Source organism: Myxococcus sp. AM011, assembly GCF_013372595.1.
GTDB lineage: Bacteria > Myxococcota > Myxococcia > Myxococcales > Myxococcaceae > Myxococcus > Myxococcus eversor.
The window spans coordinates 1-15,244 of record NZ_JABXEM010000026.1 but is presented as its reverse complement, the minus strand read 5'-3'; the positions used below and the strand labels follow the sequence as shown (position 1 = coordinate 15,244).

The 15,244-nt window shown below is 69.9% G+C and carries 16 protein-coding genes; 9 read left to right on the top strand and 7 right to left on the bottom strand.

Annotation, left to right across the window (positions count from 1 at the left end; all coding sequences use genetic code 11):
- Positions 1 to 4: 4 nt before the first annotated feature.
- Positions 5 to 364 (bottom strand): ribosome-associated translation inhibitor RaiA, encoded by a 360-nt coding sequence (raiA, locus tag HUW62_RS07650; protein WP_163861753.1) that lies wholly within the window; start codon positions 362 to 364, stop codon positions 5 to 7.
- A 147-nt stretch (positions 365 to 511) separates the two neighbouring features.
- Here raiA and HUW62_RS07645 point away from each other — a divergent pair, with 147 nt between their 5' ends.
- A complete protein-coding gene (locus tag HUW62_RS07645) occupies positions 512 to 898 on the top strand; it encodes a response regulator (protein ID WP_163861750.1) in 387 nt (128 codons plus the stop codon).
- A gap of 88 nt (positions 899 to 986) precedes the next feature.
- Positions 987 to 1,433: a DUF2007 domain-containing protein gene (locus HUW62_RS07640; protein WP_163861747.1), complete on the top strand. Its 447-nt coding sequence runs from the start codon at positions 987 to 989 to the stop codon at positions 1,431 to 1,433.
- Positions 1,434 to 1,437: 4 nt separating this feature from the next.
- On the opposite strand, the gene HUW62_RS07635 is transcribed toward HUW62_RS07640, so the two are convergent.
- Together HUW62_RS07635 and HUW62_RS07630 are read right to left on the bottom strand one after the other, a co-directional pair.
- Complete coding sequence (locus tag HUW62_RS07635) at positions 1,438 to 2,394, bottom strand: N-acetylmuramoyl-L-alanine amidase-like domain-containing protein (RefSeq protein WP_176434023.1); 957 nt, start codon at positions 2,392 to 2,394, stop codon at positions 1,438 to 1,440.
- Entirely contained in the window at positions 2,391 to 3,383 is a 993-nt protein-coding gene (locus HUW62_RS07630; protein WP_163861741.1) for a HEAT repeat domain-containing protein, read from the bottom strand. The genes HUW62_RS07635 and HUW62_RS07630 overlap by 4 nt, the downstream gene beginning before the upstream one ends.
- A gap of 151 nt (positions 3,384 to 3,534) precedes the next feature.
- Between HUW62_RS07630 and HUW62_RS07625 the strand changes: the two genes are divergently transcribed.
- Positions 3,535 to 3,852 (top strand): DUF4398 domain-containing protein, encoded by a 318-nt coding sequence (locus HUW62_RS07625; RefSeq protein ID WP_163861739.1) that lies wholly within the window; start codon positions 3,535 to 3,537, stop codon positions 3,850 to 3,852.
- Between the two features lie 17 nt (positions 3,853 to 3,869).
- The gene (locus HUW62_RS07620; protein ID WP_163861736.1) at positions 3,870 to 5,291 is read left to right on the top strand and encodes an OmpA family protein; all 1,422 of its coding nucleotides are present in this window, start codon (positions 3,870 to 3,872) and stop codon (positions 5,289 to 5,291) included.
- A gap of 252 nt (positions 5,292 to 5,543) precedes the next feature.
- On the opposite strand, the gene truD is transcribed toward HUW62_RS07620, so the two are convergent.
- The 3 genes from truD to HUW62_RS07605 are packed head-to-tail and all read right to left on the bottom strand — an operon-like array spanning position 5,544 to position 8,933.
- Entirely contained in the window at positions 5,544 to 6,569 is a 1,026-nt protein-coding gene (gene truD / locus HUW62_RS07615; protein WP_176434022.1) for a tRNA pseudouridine(13) synthase TruD, read from the bottom strand.
- A complete protein-coding gene (locus tag HUW62_RS07610) occupies positions 6,566 to 7,915 on the bottom strand; it encodes a DUF4388 domain-containing protein (RefSeq protein ID WP_163861731.1) in 1,350 nt (449 codons plus the stop codon). The genes truD and HUW62_RS07610 overlap by 4 nt, the downstream gene beginning before the upstream one ends.
- A gap of 7 nt (positions 7,916 to 7,922) precedes the next feature.
- A complete protein-coding gene (locus tag HUW62_RS07605; protein ID WP_368670361.1) occupies positions 7,923 to 8,933 on the bottom strand; it encodes a DsbA family protein in 1,011 nt (336 codons plus the stop codon).
- Positions 8,934 to 8,984: 51 nt separating this feature from the next.
- Here HUW62_RS07605 and HUW62_RS07600 point away from each other — a divergent pair, with 51 nt between their 5' ends.
- Both HUW62_RS07600 and HUW62_RS07595 read left to right on the top strand, forming a co-directional pair.
- The gene (locus HUW62_RS07600; RefSeq protein WP_163861728.1) at positions 8,985 to 10,031 is read left to right on the top strand and encodes an asparaginase; all 1,047 of its coding nucleotides are present in this window, start codon (positions 8,985 to 8,987) and stop codon (positions 10,029 to 10,031) included.
- Positions 10,032 to 10,116: 85 nt separating this feature from the next.
- A complete protein-coding gene (locus tag HUW62_RS07595) occupies positions 10,117 to 11,028 on the top strand; it encodes a GGDEF domain-containing protein (protein ID WP_141644120.1) in 912 nt (303 codons plus the stop codon).
- A 69-nt stretch (positions 11,029 to 11,097) separates the two neighbouring features.
- Here HUW62_RS07595 and HUW62_RS07590 read toward each other — a convergent pair whose 3' ends face one another.
- Positions 11,098 to 12,708, bottom strand: coding sequence for a HEAT repeat domain-containing protein (locus HUW62_RS07590; protein WP_176434021.1), 1,611 nt, complete (start codon positions 12,706 to 12,708; stop codon positions 11,098 to 11,100).
- 111 nt (positions 12,709 to 12,819) lie between these two features.
- Between HUW62_RS07590 and rpsU the strand changes: the two genes are divergently transcribed.
- The 3 genes from rpsU to dnaG all read left to right on the top strand — a co-directional run.
- Positions 12,820 to 13,014, top strand: a complete 195-nt coding sequence (gene rpsU / locus HUW62_RS07585) for a 30S ribosomal protein S21 (RefSeq protein ID WP_002614080.1) — start codon at positions 12,820 to 12,822, stop codon at positions 13,012 to 13,014.
- A gap of 100 nt (positions 13,015 to 13,114) precedes the next feature.
- Positions 13,115 to 13,573, top strand: coding sequence for a GatB/YqeY domain-containing protein (locus tag HUW62_RS07580; protein ID WP_163861723.1), 459 nt, complete (start codon positions 13,115 to 13,117; stop codon positions 13,571 to 13,573).
- Between the two features lie 330 nt (positions 13,574 to 13,903).
- Positions 13,904 to 15,244 (top strand): DNA primase (gene dnaG / locus HUW62_RS07575; protein WP_176434020.1); only part of this gene is annotated, 1,341 nt, incomplete at its 3' end.

Sequence of the window (15,244 nt, the reverse complement as noted above, 5' to 3'; positions counted from 1 at the left end):
CGGGCTAATAGTTGGGAACGTCCGCCGCCACGTCGTCGGGCAGCCCGTTCGTGTGCACGTCGCGGCGCTTGTCCACCGTCTTGCGCAGGGTGCGCTCCAGTCGGTCACGCGCCGCGTCGATGGCGGGAAACAGCGTCTCCGCCCTCTCGGTGACATGCACGGAAGCGAAGCTCGGCATGTGCACCGTCACCCGGCATTCCTTGTCCACCCCACCCTTCGGACCGTTGATGTCCACCAACGAGATGTCGATTTCCGCCGCCTCGTCGTCCGCGATTCGCGCGATGTGGTCCACCAGATGCTCCTGCAGGTAGTCCCTCATCGACTCCGTCAGGGTCAGATGCACGCCCCGCATCAACACCTTCATGGCATCACCTCCAGGCCCAATGATGGACAGTCCCCCGCCCGCTGGTGAGGGGGGCTTATCCCCCCGCCTGCTCTCCAAGCGGAGAGGCACGCGGCCCCGCACCTTCGCGGCGGACGAATCCGACAAGGGCCAGGGTTACCCAGACGCATGGGTGCCGAGCGAATCAAGGTCCTCCTCGTGGAGGACGACGGTGACAGCCGGGAGCTCCTCGCGGAGCTGCTCGAGTTCGAGTTCGACGTCGTCACGGCCAGCGACGGGCTCGCGGGCCTGAAGGCCTTCGAGAGCGAGCTGCCGGATGTCGTGGTGACGGACGAGTCCCTGCCGGGGCTGCATGGCACGGAGCTGGCCCGGCGGGTGAAAGCCCGCGCGCCGCGCACGCGCGTCATCCTCGTCTCCGGCTACACCCAGGTGGACGGCGCCGAGCACTGCGACCTCGTCCTGCGCAAGCCCATCGACGTGGAGCGGCTGAGCAGCTCGGTGAGCCAGCTGGGGGAAGAAGCGCGCCAATGGCAGGGCGACGACGCCCGACAGTGAACGGAAGGACTGGCCCCCGGTGCCGAGACAGGACACCAGACCTACTATGTCCCTCCAGGACGACGTCCAATGGGCAGGAGGGACCGACATGAAGTACTGCGCCAGGTGCGGTTCGGAGTATCGGGACGATGTCGAGCAATGCGCGGACTGTCCGGGCAACCCACGGTTGGTGGACGCGGGGGAGATGCGCAGCCGGGGACTCCCGCTTCCACATGAGCTGGACAAGCGCGTCTTCGTGCGCGCGGGCACCACGGACAATCCGCTGATGGCGGAGGTCTTCGCGGAGCTGCTCCAGGAGGCGGACATTCCGGTGCTGGTGCGGGCGGGCCGCTCCGGCGTCGTGGACAAGCTGACCACGGGCAACCTGCTTCCCTGGTGGGAGATTCTGGTGCCCGAAGAGCAGCAGGAGCGCGCCGCGGCGATGATTGAACGGGAGCGCGTGCAGGAGGCGGCCACCACCAACGAGGCGGTCCAGGCCGCCGAGGACGAGGAGCGGGAGACCGAGCAGGCCGCGTCTCCCCCACCCGCCCTCTGACGCATCAGGGCGAGCGGACGACGGCGCCAGGCGAAGCGGACTCCGGGCGGCGGGCCTCGAAGAGGCTCACGCCCGTGACCTTCCACTTCGCGTAGCGGGAGTTGCGGCCGAGGAAGGTCTCCAAATCTTCGTCCACGACACGGTTGTAGCCCCCGCGCGAGGCGTGGCGCAGGTAGGTGCGGCCCTTGCGCTGCACCACGAAGCCCAGGTGCGTCACGCGGGTGGCTTTCAGCGGAAGGTCCTCGCGCAGCACCACGAGGATGGTGCCGGAGGGGATGGAGCGCGCGTGCTCCATCACCCGCTCCAGCGGAATCATGTTCATCCCGAACGTGCCCACCGGCTGCCGCTCCTTGGGGAGCTGGAGCGCCTGGGACGAGCGGGACTGCCACGTCAGCGGCGTCAGCGTCTTCGTGACGGCCACCGCGTCCTCGCCACCGAAGCGGCGCGTCACGTCGCGCAGGAAGCCCTTGCGGACGTTGTTGGGCAGCCACTGCGCCTCCATGAGGTGGTTGCGATCCTCATAGGCCGGGGCCTGGGCGTAGCGGATGTGCTCCAGCAGCGGGGCGACCTCCGGCTCCGTGTGCGCCAGCCCCAGCGCCAGGGACTGCTCGACGAAGGTGAGGCAGTCCACCGCGTCCAACCGGAACGTCGGATCCGGGTCCACCCCCGAGCCCTCGCCCAGCGGGGACAGGACATAGGGCGTGTTGATGAAGCGCTGGCTCATCGTGAGCAGCCGCTCGGTCAACGGCGCGTTGGCGGACTCCGCCACCAGGGCCGCGAAGGCGCTCGCGTCCAGGCCCGTCCAGCCGTTGGGCCGCGGGGGAGCGGCCGTGGCCGCCTGGGCCGCGGGCGAGCCGGAGTCGAGAATCCGGTCCGCGCCGGGCGTGGCGGAGTCCTTCTTCGAGGAGGCTGGCGTCGCCTGGGTGACGAGCGCCGCGGCCAGCACCACCGCCCACGTCATTGCGCCACGCCCGCCCTTCGGAGGATGGCCTTGCGCCGGTCATCCTGGAGCTGGAGCGTCTCCAGTTCCTTCTCGTACGAGAGCTTCTCGTCGCCCTTGGCGTTCCACGAGGCCAGCACCAACCAGTCCAGCATGGTGCCGTCTCCACCCTGGTAGAGGATGCGCGCCGCGCCGGCGGCCAGGGCCCGGTCCTTGTCCTCCAGGAGCGGCTTGAGCGCGGGGGTGGCCTTCTTGGCGGCGACGCCCTCGAACAGCTCCAGTCCCTGCCGGCGAACGAAGCGGTCCTCCGCGCCGAGCAGCTTGTTGGCGAAGGCGAAGCCCTCCGGCGAGCCCAGGCGACACAGGCCTCGCGCGGCGGCGAAGCGGGTGCTCTCCGAGTCGTTCGTCAGGTACTCCTTGAGGGGCTTCACCTGCTTGGCGTCGCCCGTCTCGCCCGCGGCGGCCAGCATGATGGCGCGGACCTCCAGCTCCTGCTCCTCCTTGGCCGCGGCCATCAGCGGCTTGCCCATCTTCGGGTTGCGAGAGGCCCCCAGGGCCCGGGCCGCGTCCCGGCGCACCCCGCTGCTCTTGTCGGCCAACAGCGGCACCAGCACCTGGACGTTGCGGCTCTTCAGCCTGGCCAGGCCCTGCGCGGCATACATGCGCACCGTGCTGTCGCCATCGCCAGCGAGGCGGACCAGGGAGGACTCCGCGGAGCGCGTGTCCAGCCCCGCCAGCACCGCGACGAGGTTGCGGCGGACCCGCTCCTCCAGCACCCGGCGGAGGGAGTCGGTGATGATTTCGGCCGCGTAGGGCTCCTCGCGCAGGTAGCGCAGCCGGGAGACGGCGGCGGCGACGGCCCCACCCTGGATGACGGTCTGAACGACCTTTTCCGTCTCGGCGCGGCGCTCGCCACGCTTCGCGGCGGACGCCTGGGCGGACAGGGCCAGGGGGGGGAGGAGCAGCGCGAGCAGCAACAGGAAGCGGGCGGAGAGGACGGACGGGCGCACGGGGGGACGACGATGGCAAGGGCGGCGCCTGCCGTCAAAGTCCCCGCCGCCGGCCGGCCCCCCGCTTCAACGGGGTCTGCCCGATTCTTGACCCCCCAAGAGGCGATTGATACGACCGATGCCTCTTTCCCTCCTCTAGAGGCGCCACCCTATGAAGAAGCTGACGGTGTTGGTGGCGGTGGCGGGGGCGCTCGCCGCATGCGGCCCTGTGAAGTCCACCGCGAACATCCTCGACGCCGAAGTCCAGATTCAGGCCGCACGCACGGCCGGAGCCGACAAGTTGGCTCCGTACGAGTGGACCGCCGCCAACCTGTATCTGGAGAAGGCTCGCGAGGAGGTTGGCTACTCCGACTACCAGGCCGGGGTGGATTTCGCGGTGAAGGCCTCCCGCTTCGCCAACGAGGCCCGCGAGAAGGCCATGTCCGTGGCGGGCGATTCCGACAACGGCGAACGGACCCCGAACCCGTGACGCACCGAGCGCTCCCGATGACGCGTCCCTCCCTTGCAGCGCTGCTGTCCCTCCTCCTGGCCGCCAGTTGTGTGAGCGGCAGCAAGATTCGCGCGGACACCCAGGTGCTCGCCGCGGACGTCGAGCGGGCCCGCCGCAGCGGTGCCTTGCGCTGCGCCCCGGTGGAGCTGGCCACCGCCGAGGCCTACCTCGACTTCGCCAAGGGGGAGCTGAGCCAGGGCAACAGCGGTCGCGCCGCCTCCCACGTCCGCGTCGCCGACACGGCGGTGGACCGGGCGCTGGAGCTGTCGAAGAACTGCGGCCCGCGCCAGGTGCTGGTGCGTGAGCGCCCCGAGGCGCCGCAGCCCCAGCAGCCCCAGCAGCCCACGGACGCCAAGCCGCAGCAGCCCCAGGTCGTGGTCCGCATCGAGGAGACGGACAGCGACGGGGACGGCGTGCTGGACAAGGACGACCCCTGCCCCGACCAGGCCGAGGACAAGGACGGCTTCCAGGACGAGGATGGTTGCCCGGACGCGGACAACGACAACGACGGCGTGCTCGACGCGAACGACAAGTGCCCGGAGCTGGCGGGAGTGGCGGAGAACCAGGGCTGCCCGGCCGAGGCGCCGAAGGACCGCGACGGGGACGGCATCGTCGACCCGCTGGACAAGTGCGTGGACCAGCCCGAGGACAAGGACGGCTTCCAGGACGAGGACGGCTGCCCGGACCTGGACAACGACAACGACGGCATCGTCGACGCGCAGGACAAGTGCCCCAACGAGGCGGGCTCCATGACGAACATGGGCTGCCCGGACAAGGACGGGGACGGCGTCAACGACGGTCAGGACAAGTGCCCGGACGAGCCCGAGGACAAGGACGGCTTCCAGGACGAGGACGGTTGCCCGGACCTGGACAACGACGCGGACGGCCTGGCGGATGCGCAGGACAAGTGCCCCAACGAGGCGGGTCCGCCGGAGAACAGCGGCTGCCCGGACAAGGACACGGACAATGACGGCGTGGTGGACCGGCTCGACGCGTGCGTGGATGCGCCCGGCACGAAGGAAGAGCGCGGCTGCCCGAAGCAGTACAAGAACGTCGTCATCAAGAAGGATCGGATTGAAATCAAGAAGCAGATCCTCTTCGGGTCCGGCTCCGCGAAGATCATCGGCAAGCAGAGCACCGCCATCCTCGAGGACGTGGCGTCGGCCCTGAGGGATGCGCCCTGGATTCAGAAGGTCCGCATCGAGGGCCACACGGACTCGCTCGGCAAGGACGAGTCGAACCTGAAGCTGTCGCAGAAGCGCGCCGACGCGGTGATGGCGCAACTGCTGCGCAAGGGCATCGACCCGGGCCGTATGGAAGCGGTGGGCTTCGGCGAGACGCGTCCCATCGCGCCGAACACCACCAAGGCGGGCCGCGCGCAGAACCGCCGCACGGAGTTCAACATCGTCACGCAGTAGCCCGCCCGCCCCGGCCACCTCAAGGCCGGGGCAAGCAGCCCAGCGCCTCCCGGGCACAGTCCCGAGGAGGCGCTTCGCTTTTCAGGGGGTCGGTCGGCACGGGCGCGCGACGACCGAGGGGACGCGGGTCCCCGCGCCCAGGCTCCTCGCACGAGAGTCGACTCCGCCTTCCGTGCGAAGCAGCCGCGAAGGACCTCGCGCGGACGCCGCTCACGAGGCTTCGCACGAGGGCATCAACCCCGCGAGAGTGCCTCAGTCGTCCTTGAGCAATTCGTGGAGGACCTCGGTGGCGTAAGCGCCCCGAGGCAGCTCGAACGCGAGCCACAAGTCCTCGTCATCAGGCGTCAGCTCGGGTGAGCCCAGGCGAACGCGATACGGCCTGCGCCCTCCCTCCGTCTCGCCCCCACCGCGCTTGAAGTCATCCGGCGTGACACCCTCTCCCACCAGCAGGCTTGCCTCGAACTCGCCCACCGTGCCCGTCGCGGCCGTCATCTTCGGGCCGAACAGGGGCCCCGCCGGGCTCACCTCGAACGAGGCCACGCGAGGACCATCCACGTCCGGCGCCTCGCACACGAAGAGGCCGCCCGTCTCTTCCTTGCGCAGCACGTCACCGAGCAGCGCGGTGGACAGCGTGCCGGAACGCACGCGCTCCGCGAGCGCCCGGTTGAAGATGCGCGACTGGAAGGCGGACAGGTACAGCTTGCGCTGGAAGCGCTCGGGCCGCTTCGGCAGCCGCTGCCCCAACACCAAGAGGCGCCCCAGGTCCGCGTTGTCGCCCGCGCGACCGAAGCGCTGCTCCCCGAAGTAGTTGGGAACGCCGCCGGCCGACAGCCGCGAGAAGCACTCGCGCGCCGCGCCCACGTCACTCACTCCACGCAGGCGCAGCTTGAAGCGATTTCCCCGCAGGTGCCCGGTGCGCAGCTTGTTGCCGTGCCGCTTCGACCAGAGCACCTGCACGCCCTCCAGCGCGAACTCCCCCAGTCGGGCCTCCGCGCGGGCGGGCACCGAGAGCAGTTGCCGGGTGACGGCCTGCCGGTCCTTCATGCCCGCGACGCCGATATCGTCCTCGGACACGCCCAGCGACGCGGCCAGCGCGCGCACCACCTCACGCGTGTCCCGGCCGCGCTTCTCGAGCCACAGGTAGAGGTGCTCCCCCTCGCCCGACGGTTGATAGGCGGGAAGCTCCTCGACTTCGAAGTCCTCGGGAACCAGCTTGAAGGCACCACCACAACCAGGAACATCCGCCGTCAACCGCGGCCAATCCGAATCCGTCGTCACGGCCCCTCGAGCGTCGCCAGCAGCTCCTTCACGCGACGGGCAAGGTCCTCGTCCGCGCGCGACTCCAGAAGCTCTCCGGCCTGGAACAGCAAAAAGAACATCACGTCACTGAGCGCCTGCTTGAAGGACGCCAGCGGCTCGCTGCCCAGTTGCGCGCGGTGCCGCTCGAAGGCGTCCATCAGCTTGGGCTCGGCCAGGCTCCCGTCCGACTGGAAGGCCAGGCCCTCCAGCACCGGCGAGGACGACAGCGCCTGTCCGGAGAGCGCGGCGTTGGCGGCGGCGATGAACTCGCGGTCCATGCCCTGCTTGGCCACCTCGTCGCGAATCTCCCGGAAGATGAAGTTGAACACGCGCGCCACGGGGCGAGGGTCCACCGTCGGAGCGGCGCTCGCGACAGGACGCCCTGTCGTCCCCACGGGCGCGGGCGTGGCCGGAGCCTGCGCCCCCGTGGGCCCCACCACAGGCGAAGGCCCCGCCGGCACGAGAAGCGGCTTGTCCGTCAGCGACGCGAAGCCGCCCTCCAAGAGCCGGTAGACGACCTTGGTGATGTCGAACTCGGACAGGCGCGCGGCGTGGCCCAGGTCCAGGATGGTGCGCCGGCCGTCGAGCAGCCCCAGCACCCGGTCCTCATCCTCCTCCAGCTTCCCGTCCGAGCCGCGCTTGCGCGCCACGTACAGCCGGCCGTGGGGGATGCGCTTCCGGAAGTGCGCCATCTCGTCGATCTTCCGGATGCTGTCCATCAGCAGGCTCTGGGTGGAGAGCTGGATGGAGTGGCTCGCCTTCTCGTCCACCGGCTGGTCGATGAGGAAGAAGCTCCCCTCCCGGCACAGGACGATGGCGTGGAAGATCTCACTGACCTGATGCGTGACGCACTTGAAGAGGTCATGTGCCTGCAGGAAGCCCTTCTCCACCAGCGCGCGGCCCACCTTGGACGGAGGCTGGCCCTTGAGCGCGGCCTCCACCTGCGTGCGGTCCACGTAGCCCAGGCGCACCAGCACCTCGCCCAGCCGGTCCGCCGGGTCATCCGACGAGGCGCCACGCACCTCGCCGTCCCGGAACGTGACGGAGCGCTCGCCGCCAGGGGAGTGGACGCGGATGATGCCGCTCCACCGCGACTGGCTGAGGAAGGCCATCAGGTCCGACAGCGGGAAGCCGCCCGCGTCACCGGAGAGCACCACGCGCGGCGCGGCGATGGTGCCGCCCTCGGACGGGCCCCGGGCGAAGACGAGCAGGTCCGGCGCCGTGGGCATCAGCGCGTACGTCCCCGACCGCCCCGCCAACGGAGAGGGGCTCTGGCGATCCTCGGGGACGAGTTGCCCCGCGTCGATGCGGAACCGTTGCGTCATCTCCGTGTCAGTCAGCCGCCCAGGCGTTCTTGTTCGTCACCCACTCCAGCTCATCCTCCAGGCTGTGGTTGAGCAGGTCGTCCTGGATGAAGCTCAAGTCGAGCGCGCGTCCGTTGAAGTACACCGTCGGCGTCCCCGACAGTCCGGCCGAGCGGCCCTGATTGCGGAAGCCTTCCAGCTCCTGCTTGTAGGCGTCCGACTTGAGCACCGCCGCCAGCTTCGCGCCGTCCAGCCCCAGCTCCTTCGCCAGCGCGGGCAGGGCCTCCGGCTTGAGGTTCTCCTGATGGGCGAAGAGCGCGTCGTGCATCTGCCAGAACTTGCCCTGGTCTCTCGCCCACAGGGCCGCCTGCGCCGCCGGCAGCGCGTTGACGTGGTTGGCCAGGGGGAACGGCAGGTAGCAGAAGCGCACCTGCACCGGGTTCTTCTTCGCGAAGGCCTCCAGCACGGGCCGGGCCTTGGCGCAGTAGGGGCACTCGAAGTCGGAGAACTCCACCACCGTCACCGGGGCGGCCGCCGCGCCCATGCACATCCGGTCATCCACCTTGAACTGGGCGCGCTGCTCGCGGAAGGCGCCGTAGTACTGGGACAGCTGGACGATGACCTCGGTGGCGGGGCTGCCCTCGGACACCATGCGCGCGGCCACCCGGGCCATGCGCTTGGCGTGGCGGCAGGTGTTGTGCGACTTCAGGCAGGCGCCCAGGGTGTGCGGGCAGCCGCAGTAGCAGAACTCGTCGCTCAGGACGGTGGCCAGCTCCCGCTTGGACGCGGCGGAGAGCGAGGAGAAGTCCATGCCGGGGATGCCGGAGAGGGCCGCGGCGGGGTCCGTCGGGGCGGCGGCGGGCGGGGCCGGAGGAGGCGGCGGCGTCGCGGCGGGAGCCGGAGTGGCGGCCGGGGCCGGATTCGAGGCGGGCGCGGAGCCCTCCGGGTTCTTGCAGCCCGAGCCGGTCAGCGCCATGGCGGCCAGCAGGGGAATGACACGCTTCCAGCAGGAGAGGGGCACGCGGCGGGTCTTAGCCACGCTCGCGGGGCTTGTAAAGCAACGCAAGCCTTGGCAGGAGCCTCCTTGCTCATGCCCAGAGTCCTGCTCCTGCATACCGGTGGCACGTTGGGGATGGCCGGTGGTCGGCCCTCCGCCCTGCGCCCCGCCGCCTTCTTCAAGACGCTCAAGGCCCGCGTCCCGGAGCTCTTCCAGCTCGCGGACATCGAGCTGCAGCTCTTCAGCAACCTGGACAGCTCGGAGATGCAGCCGGAGCTGTGGGGGCGGATGGCCACCCACCTGCACCAGCAGCTCAAGGACTTCGACGGGGCCGTGGTGACCCATGGCACCGACACGCTCGCCTACACGGCCAGCGCGCTGTCCTTCATGTTGCGCAACCCGCCCTGCCCCGTGGTGCTGACGGGCTCCCAGCGCCCCTTGGGAGAGGTGCGCTCGGACGCGCGGCTGAACCTCATCGACGCGGTGCTGTCCGCGCTCCAGGGGCCGCGCGAGGTCACCATCTGCTTCGACTCGCACCTCTATCGGGGCAACCGCACGCGAAAGGTGAAGGTGTCCGAGTACGACGCCTTCGAGAGCCCCAACTGCCCCGTGCTGGGCACCCTGGGCGTGGACGCGACCTTCGAACCGGGCCTGCGGCCCAAGGGCCCCTTCCGCCTCTACGAGAAGCTGGATCCGCGCGTCTTCCTCCTGAAGGTCTACCCGGGGTTGGATCCCGCCCTGCCCCTTCAATTGCTGCCGCACGTCCGGGGCCTGGTGCTGGAGGCGTACGGCGCTGGCAACTTCCCCATCGACCCGGCCCTCGGGCGCTCGCTCATGCCCCTGTTCATCCAGGCCCGGGAGCGGGGCGTGCCCATCGTCGTGGTGAGTCAGGCCCACCGCAACGGGGTGGATCTCAGTCTGTACGAATCTGGAGCGGCGTCCCTGGCCCAGGGGGCCGTGGGCGGGGCGGACCTGACGCCCTCGGCGGCGCTGGTGAAGCTGATGCAGGGGTTGGCCTACCATCCCCGCTCTCCCGAGGCGCTGGCGCGCTTCATCCAGACACCGGTGGCGGGAGAGCTGACCGTCGGACGCAAGACAGTCGAACCCCTGGGTCAGCGGCGCCACAAACCGACGCGGTGAGTCCAACCCTGGCGAGGGTTGTCGGCAAGGAAGCCGGCAGCATGCTTGCCGCCATGAAAAAACGGCCCTTAAGATGGGTATCGCGATGTCCGAGGAGAAAACTTCCGTCCATTCCATTTCGGACCTGCTGGGCAACGGCCAGCGGCAGAGCGCCTATCTGATCGTCATCAGCGCCAAGTCCGCGGCGGGTATCGGCCGGATGTTCAAGCTGGACCGCTCTGAAGTCGTGCTGGGGCGCAGCTCCGAGGCGCAGTTCCAGGTGGAGGACGACGGCATCTCGCGCAAGCACGCCAAGGTGGTGGCGCTGGGCGACGGGCGCTTCCAGGTGGTGGACCTGGCGAGCACCAACGGCACGTACCTCAACGGCCTGAAGGTCAACGCCGCCCCGCTCTACGACGGCGACAAGATCCAGATCGGCTCCAACACCGTCCTCAAGTTCTCCATCCAGGACGAGTTGGAGGAGCAGTACCAGCGCAGCATCTATGAGTCCGCCACTCGCGACGGCCTCACCCGCGTCTACAACAAGAAGTACTTCCTGGAGACGGTGCGCAAGGAGTTCAGCTACTGCCTGCGCCACCGGGTGAACCTGTCGCTGGTCCTGTTCGACGTGGACCACTTCAAGAAGATCAACGACGCGTACGGGCACCCGGCGGGCGACTACGTGCTGACGCGCATCGCCCAGCGGGTCAGCGACACGGTGCGCACCGAGGACCTCCTGGCGCGCTACGGCGGCGAGGAGTTCGCGCTGATGCTGCGTGAGTCCGCCGAGGACCAGGCTCTCGCCTGCGCCGAGCGCTGCCGGTACGCGGTGGACAAGGCGGACTTCGTCTTCGGCGGCACGCCCATCAAGGTGACCATCAGCCTGGGCGTGGCGACGCTGCTGGACTCGGACTTCTCCCAGCCCGAGGACCTCATCGCCGCGGCGGACAAGTACCTCTACCGGGCCAAGCGCGCGGGACGAAACCGCTCGGACGCCAAGGCCATCAGCGGTCCCTGAGGAAGGGCGCGGAGCAGCCACACCGCGCCGACGTCGCCCGCAAGCAGCCACCCCGCCTGGCGCCGCGGATCAGTTCCCGAAGCCCAGCCGCCGCAGCCCCTCGCGAGACACGTGCTGGACATGGGTGTCCGCGTCCCGGGCCACGGCGTCCGACAGCGCGGCGGCGGCATGCGGCCCACCCAGTCGGCCCAGCGCGAGCGCCGCGGCCACGCGGACCTCGGACACCGGATCCTCGCGCAGGCAGGAGGCCAGGGCCTTCACGTGGCCCGCGCGGCCAATGGCCTCCAACGCCCGGGCCGCGGCGGCGCGCACCACCGGGTGCTCCGAGCCGAGCAGCTCCGCGACGGTGTCCCCTCGCGTCGACTGGCGCTGGCCCGCGACCACCGCCAGCGCGGCGGCCACGACTTCCGGCGCGTCGTCCTCCAGCGCGCGAGTGGTGGCATCCATCACCTCCGGATTCCGGAAGGACAGCGAGCCCAGCACCCGCACCGCCCCCGCGCGAATCACGGGCCGCGAGTCACGCAGGTACGGCGACAGCGTCTGCACCCGCTCGTTCTCGCTCTCGCGGCAGTCCGCCAGCGACGCCAGCGCCTGGCCCCGCAGCTCGGCGGGCATCCTCGGGTCGCTCGCCACGTCCAGGAAGAAGCCCGCACAGCCCTTCTCCCGCACCATGGCCTCCAGCCAGGGCTTGGACACTGCGGCGTCGCGGCCCTCCACCCGACGCTCGGCGGCCACGCGCAGCGACGTGCCCTCCGACTCCGCCATCCTCCGAGCGGCGGATCCACGCACCTTCGGATCCGCGTCCTCCAGCGCGCGTTCCAACTCCTTGCGGGCCAGGGGGCCATAGACGCCCAGCGACAGCACCGCCGAGTCCCGGCGACGGGGCTCGGGCGCAGTCAGCTCCGGCTGCAGCGCCTCCAGCTCCCGCGAGTACACAGCGAAGAGGCGATTCACGAGCACCTCGTCCACGGGCTTCGCCTCCTCCAGCAACAGGCGGCCCACCGACGTGCGCTGCCGCAGCGCCACGGCCTTCAGCGCGGCGGCGCCAATGGCGTCACTGCTCTCCGGACGGGTGGCCGTGGCATCGAGCAGCAGCCGCGCCGGCTTGCGCCCCAGGAACACGCCCAGGTGGCCGAGCGCCGCCCCGCGCGAGCGCGGATCCTCCGCGTACAGCTCCACCTCCAGCGCCTGACGGATGGCCTCACGGCGAGCCCACACCCGAGCCGCCGCCTCCGGCCCCCGCGCGCCCGCATCCCGCAGGAACGTCGCCGAGGATTGATCCGCCTCCGCGGCGGCGCGAGCGGCGGTGAGACAGGCCTGCAGGTCCGACGACGGGGGCGTGCTGGCCACCCACTCCGCCAGCACCCGCCGCTCGGAGAACCCCTTCCCCTTCGCCTCCGCGCGCACCGAGGCCCAGCGCACGCGCCAGTCCTCGTCCTTGCGAGAGGACGCCAGCGCGTCACGGGGCGCGGGCCGGATGTTGCCCAGCGACGCCACCCAGGAGTCCACCCGTCCGCCGGACAGACAGGCCCCACACACCCGGGCTCGCAGGGCCCGCTCGGCCACGTGCCGTTGGCAGGAGTTCCAGCAGTCGGTCGTCCCGGTGCCGCCACGCTGACCGGTCGCCAGCAGTACCATCAGGATGAGGGCAGGGCTCACGCAGCGGACAGTGTAGTGCATCCGCCCCGGGCTTTTCCCTCCTGCGTCCTTGCGTTTTGGCCCCCGCTAGGACATACCCGCTCCCCTTTTGAGGTACACACACATTGACGCATGGCGGAAGGAGGTGAACTCATGCCCGGTATCCGAGTGAAAGAGGGTGAATCCATTGAAAGCGCTCTCAAGCGCTTCAAGAAGGCCACTGAAAAGGCCGGAATCCTTTCCGAGATCCGCAAGCGCGAGCACTACGAGAAGCCTTCCGTGAAGCGGAAGAAGAAGGCCCTCGCCGCCAAGAAGCGCGCGGTGAAGAAGGCCCGCAAGTCGTTCTAGTCGCGAGGCCGGCGTGAGAGCCGGGGCGCCCTCCAGCAGTCAGGTGCCCTGGCTCCCGTCGTCCAGTCCCCCCGAACCACCACCCAGCGGAGTCGCATATATGGCAACCCTCAAGGAACGGCTCGACGCGGACCTGAAGGACTCGATGCGGTCCAAGACCGAGCTGCGCACCACGGTCATTCGAGCCATCAAGAGCGCCATCAAGTACAAGGAAGTGGAGCCCGGTGCGTCCGCTCTCGATGACGCGGGTGTGCTGACCGTCGTCGCCGGCCTCATCAAGAAGGGTCGCGACTCCGTGGAGCAGTTCAAGGCCGGCAACCGGCCGGAGATGGCGGAGAAGGAAGAGGCGGAGATCGCCGTCCTCCAGAGCTACCTCCCCCAGCAGCTCACCCCCGACGAGCTGGCCGCCGCCGTCCAGGCCGCCATCGCCGAGGTGGGTGCCCAGAGCTCCAAGGACATGGGCATGGTGATGAAGAACCTCACCCCCAAGATCCAGGGCAAGGCCGAGGGCAAGGCCATCTCCGAGGCCGTCAAGGCGCAGCTCGCGAAGCTCGGCTGAAGTCGTCTCCCACCCGTTCGGGGTCGCTCGCTTGCTCCCGCGACCCCTCGGGTGGATGGGATTGGGGTGAGCGGAAACTTGCTCCCCCGTCTCCCCGTCATTAAGTGCCAGGGCCAGTCCGCCGTGCGCCCCTACCCCCCCAGGGGTGGCGCCGTCGGGCCGTAGGAGCCCCAACGTGTCCCCAGCCTTCCCATTCGCCCCCCGCCGCCGGTCCTTCGCCCTCGTGGGCGGGGTGATCCAGCGGGTTGGCGACCAGACGGGCGACGTCAGGCCCGGCTGCCAGGATGTCGGGAGTGCGCCCGCCCAGGTGCGGGACGAGGGGTGGCCGACATGATCCCGGAACACAAGATCCAGGAAGTCCTCGAGCGTGTAGACCTCGTGGGCCTCATCTCCCGACATGTGGAACTGAAGAAGGCGGGCCGCGAGTGGAAGGGGCGCTGTCCCTTCCATCAGGAGAAGACGCCGTCCTTCTACGTGGTGCCGGAGAAGAACTTCTATTTCTGTCACGGCTGCCGGGCGAGCGGGGACGCGGTGTCTTTCGTCCAGCGCTACCTGGGCAAGACGTTCCTCGACTCGGTGAGGGACCTGGCGCGCGAGCTGGGCATCGACCTGGAGGCGCAGCAGGACCCCGGCATGCGCGAGCGCCAGCAGCTCAAGGAGGCCACGGACCTGGCCGCCGAGCACTTCCGCTCCATCCTCTGGCAGGACGAAGGCCGCTCCGCGCGGGCCTACATCGCGAGCCGCGGCGTGTCGGAAGAGACGGCGCAGTCCTTCGGGTTGGGCTGGGCGCCCAACGCCTGGAGCCTGCTCGCGGAGCGCTGTCAAAAGACAGGCATGTTGGAGTGGGCCATGAAGGCCGGGCTGGTGCTCAAGCGAAACACCGGAGACGGCTGCTACGACTTCTTCCGCAGCCGGCTGATGGTGCCCATCCGCGCTCCCGAGGGCCGCCCCATCGCCTTCGGTGGCCGCCTCGTCGGCGCCGAGGAAGGGCCCAAGTACCTCAACTCGCGCGAGTCGCGGCTCTTCAACAAGAGCGACACGCTGTTCGGCATGGACCAGGCGCGCGACGAGGTCCGCAAGCGCAAGTCCGCTGTCCTCGTGGAGGGCTACTTCGACTGCATCGGCCTGCATCAGGTGGGCGTGCGCCACGCGGTGGCGCTGTGCTCCACCAACCTCACCCCGGGCCACATGCAGGTGCTCAAGCGCGGCGAGGCCCGGGAGCTGGTGCTCCTGCTCGACGGGGACTCGGCTGGAATCGCGGCGGTGGAGCGGCTCGCCGGTCCCCTGCTCGCCGCCGGGGCGACCGCCCGGGTGGCCTTGCTTCCCCAGGGGGATGATCCAGACGTCTTCGCGCGTCGAGAGGGAGCGGAAGGCGTGGAGCTGCTGCTGGAAAGCGCGCAACCGCTCACCGCGTACCTGTTCGCCTCCCTGCTCCCCCAGGGCAAGGGGGCGTCTTTCGAGGAGAAGATGGCGGCACTCGAGCGGCTCAAGCCCGTGGCGGCACAGGTGCCCGTAGGACTGGTGCGCGCGTCGCTCTTCTCCGCCCTCGCGGAGCACTTCGGCTGGCGCTCCAATGACGTGGAGGCCGCGCTGCGCAGCAAGGTGCCCCCCACGCCCAAGCCCGCCGCTTCGGGTTCACAGGATGGCGGTGCCACCGCGGCCGCCCGCCCG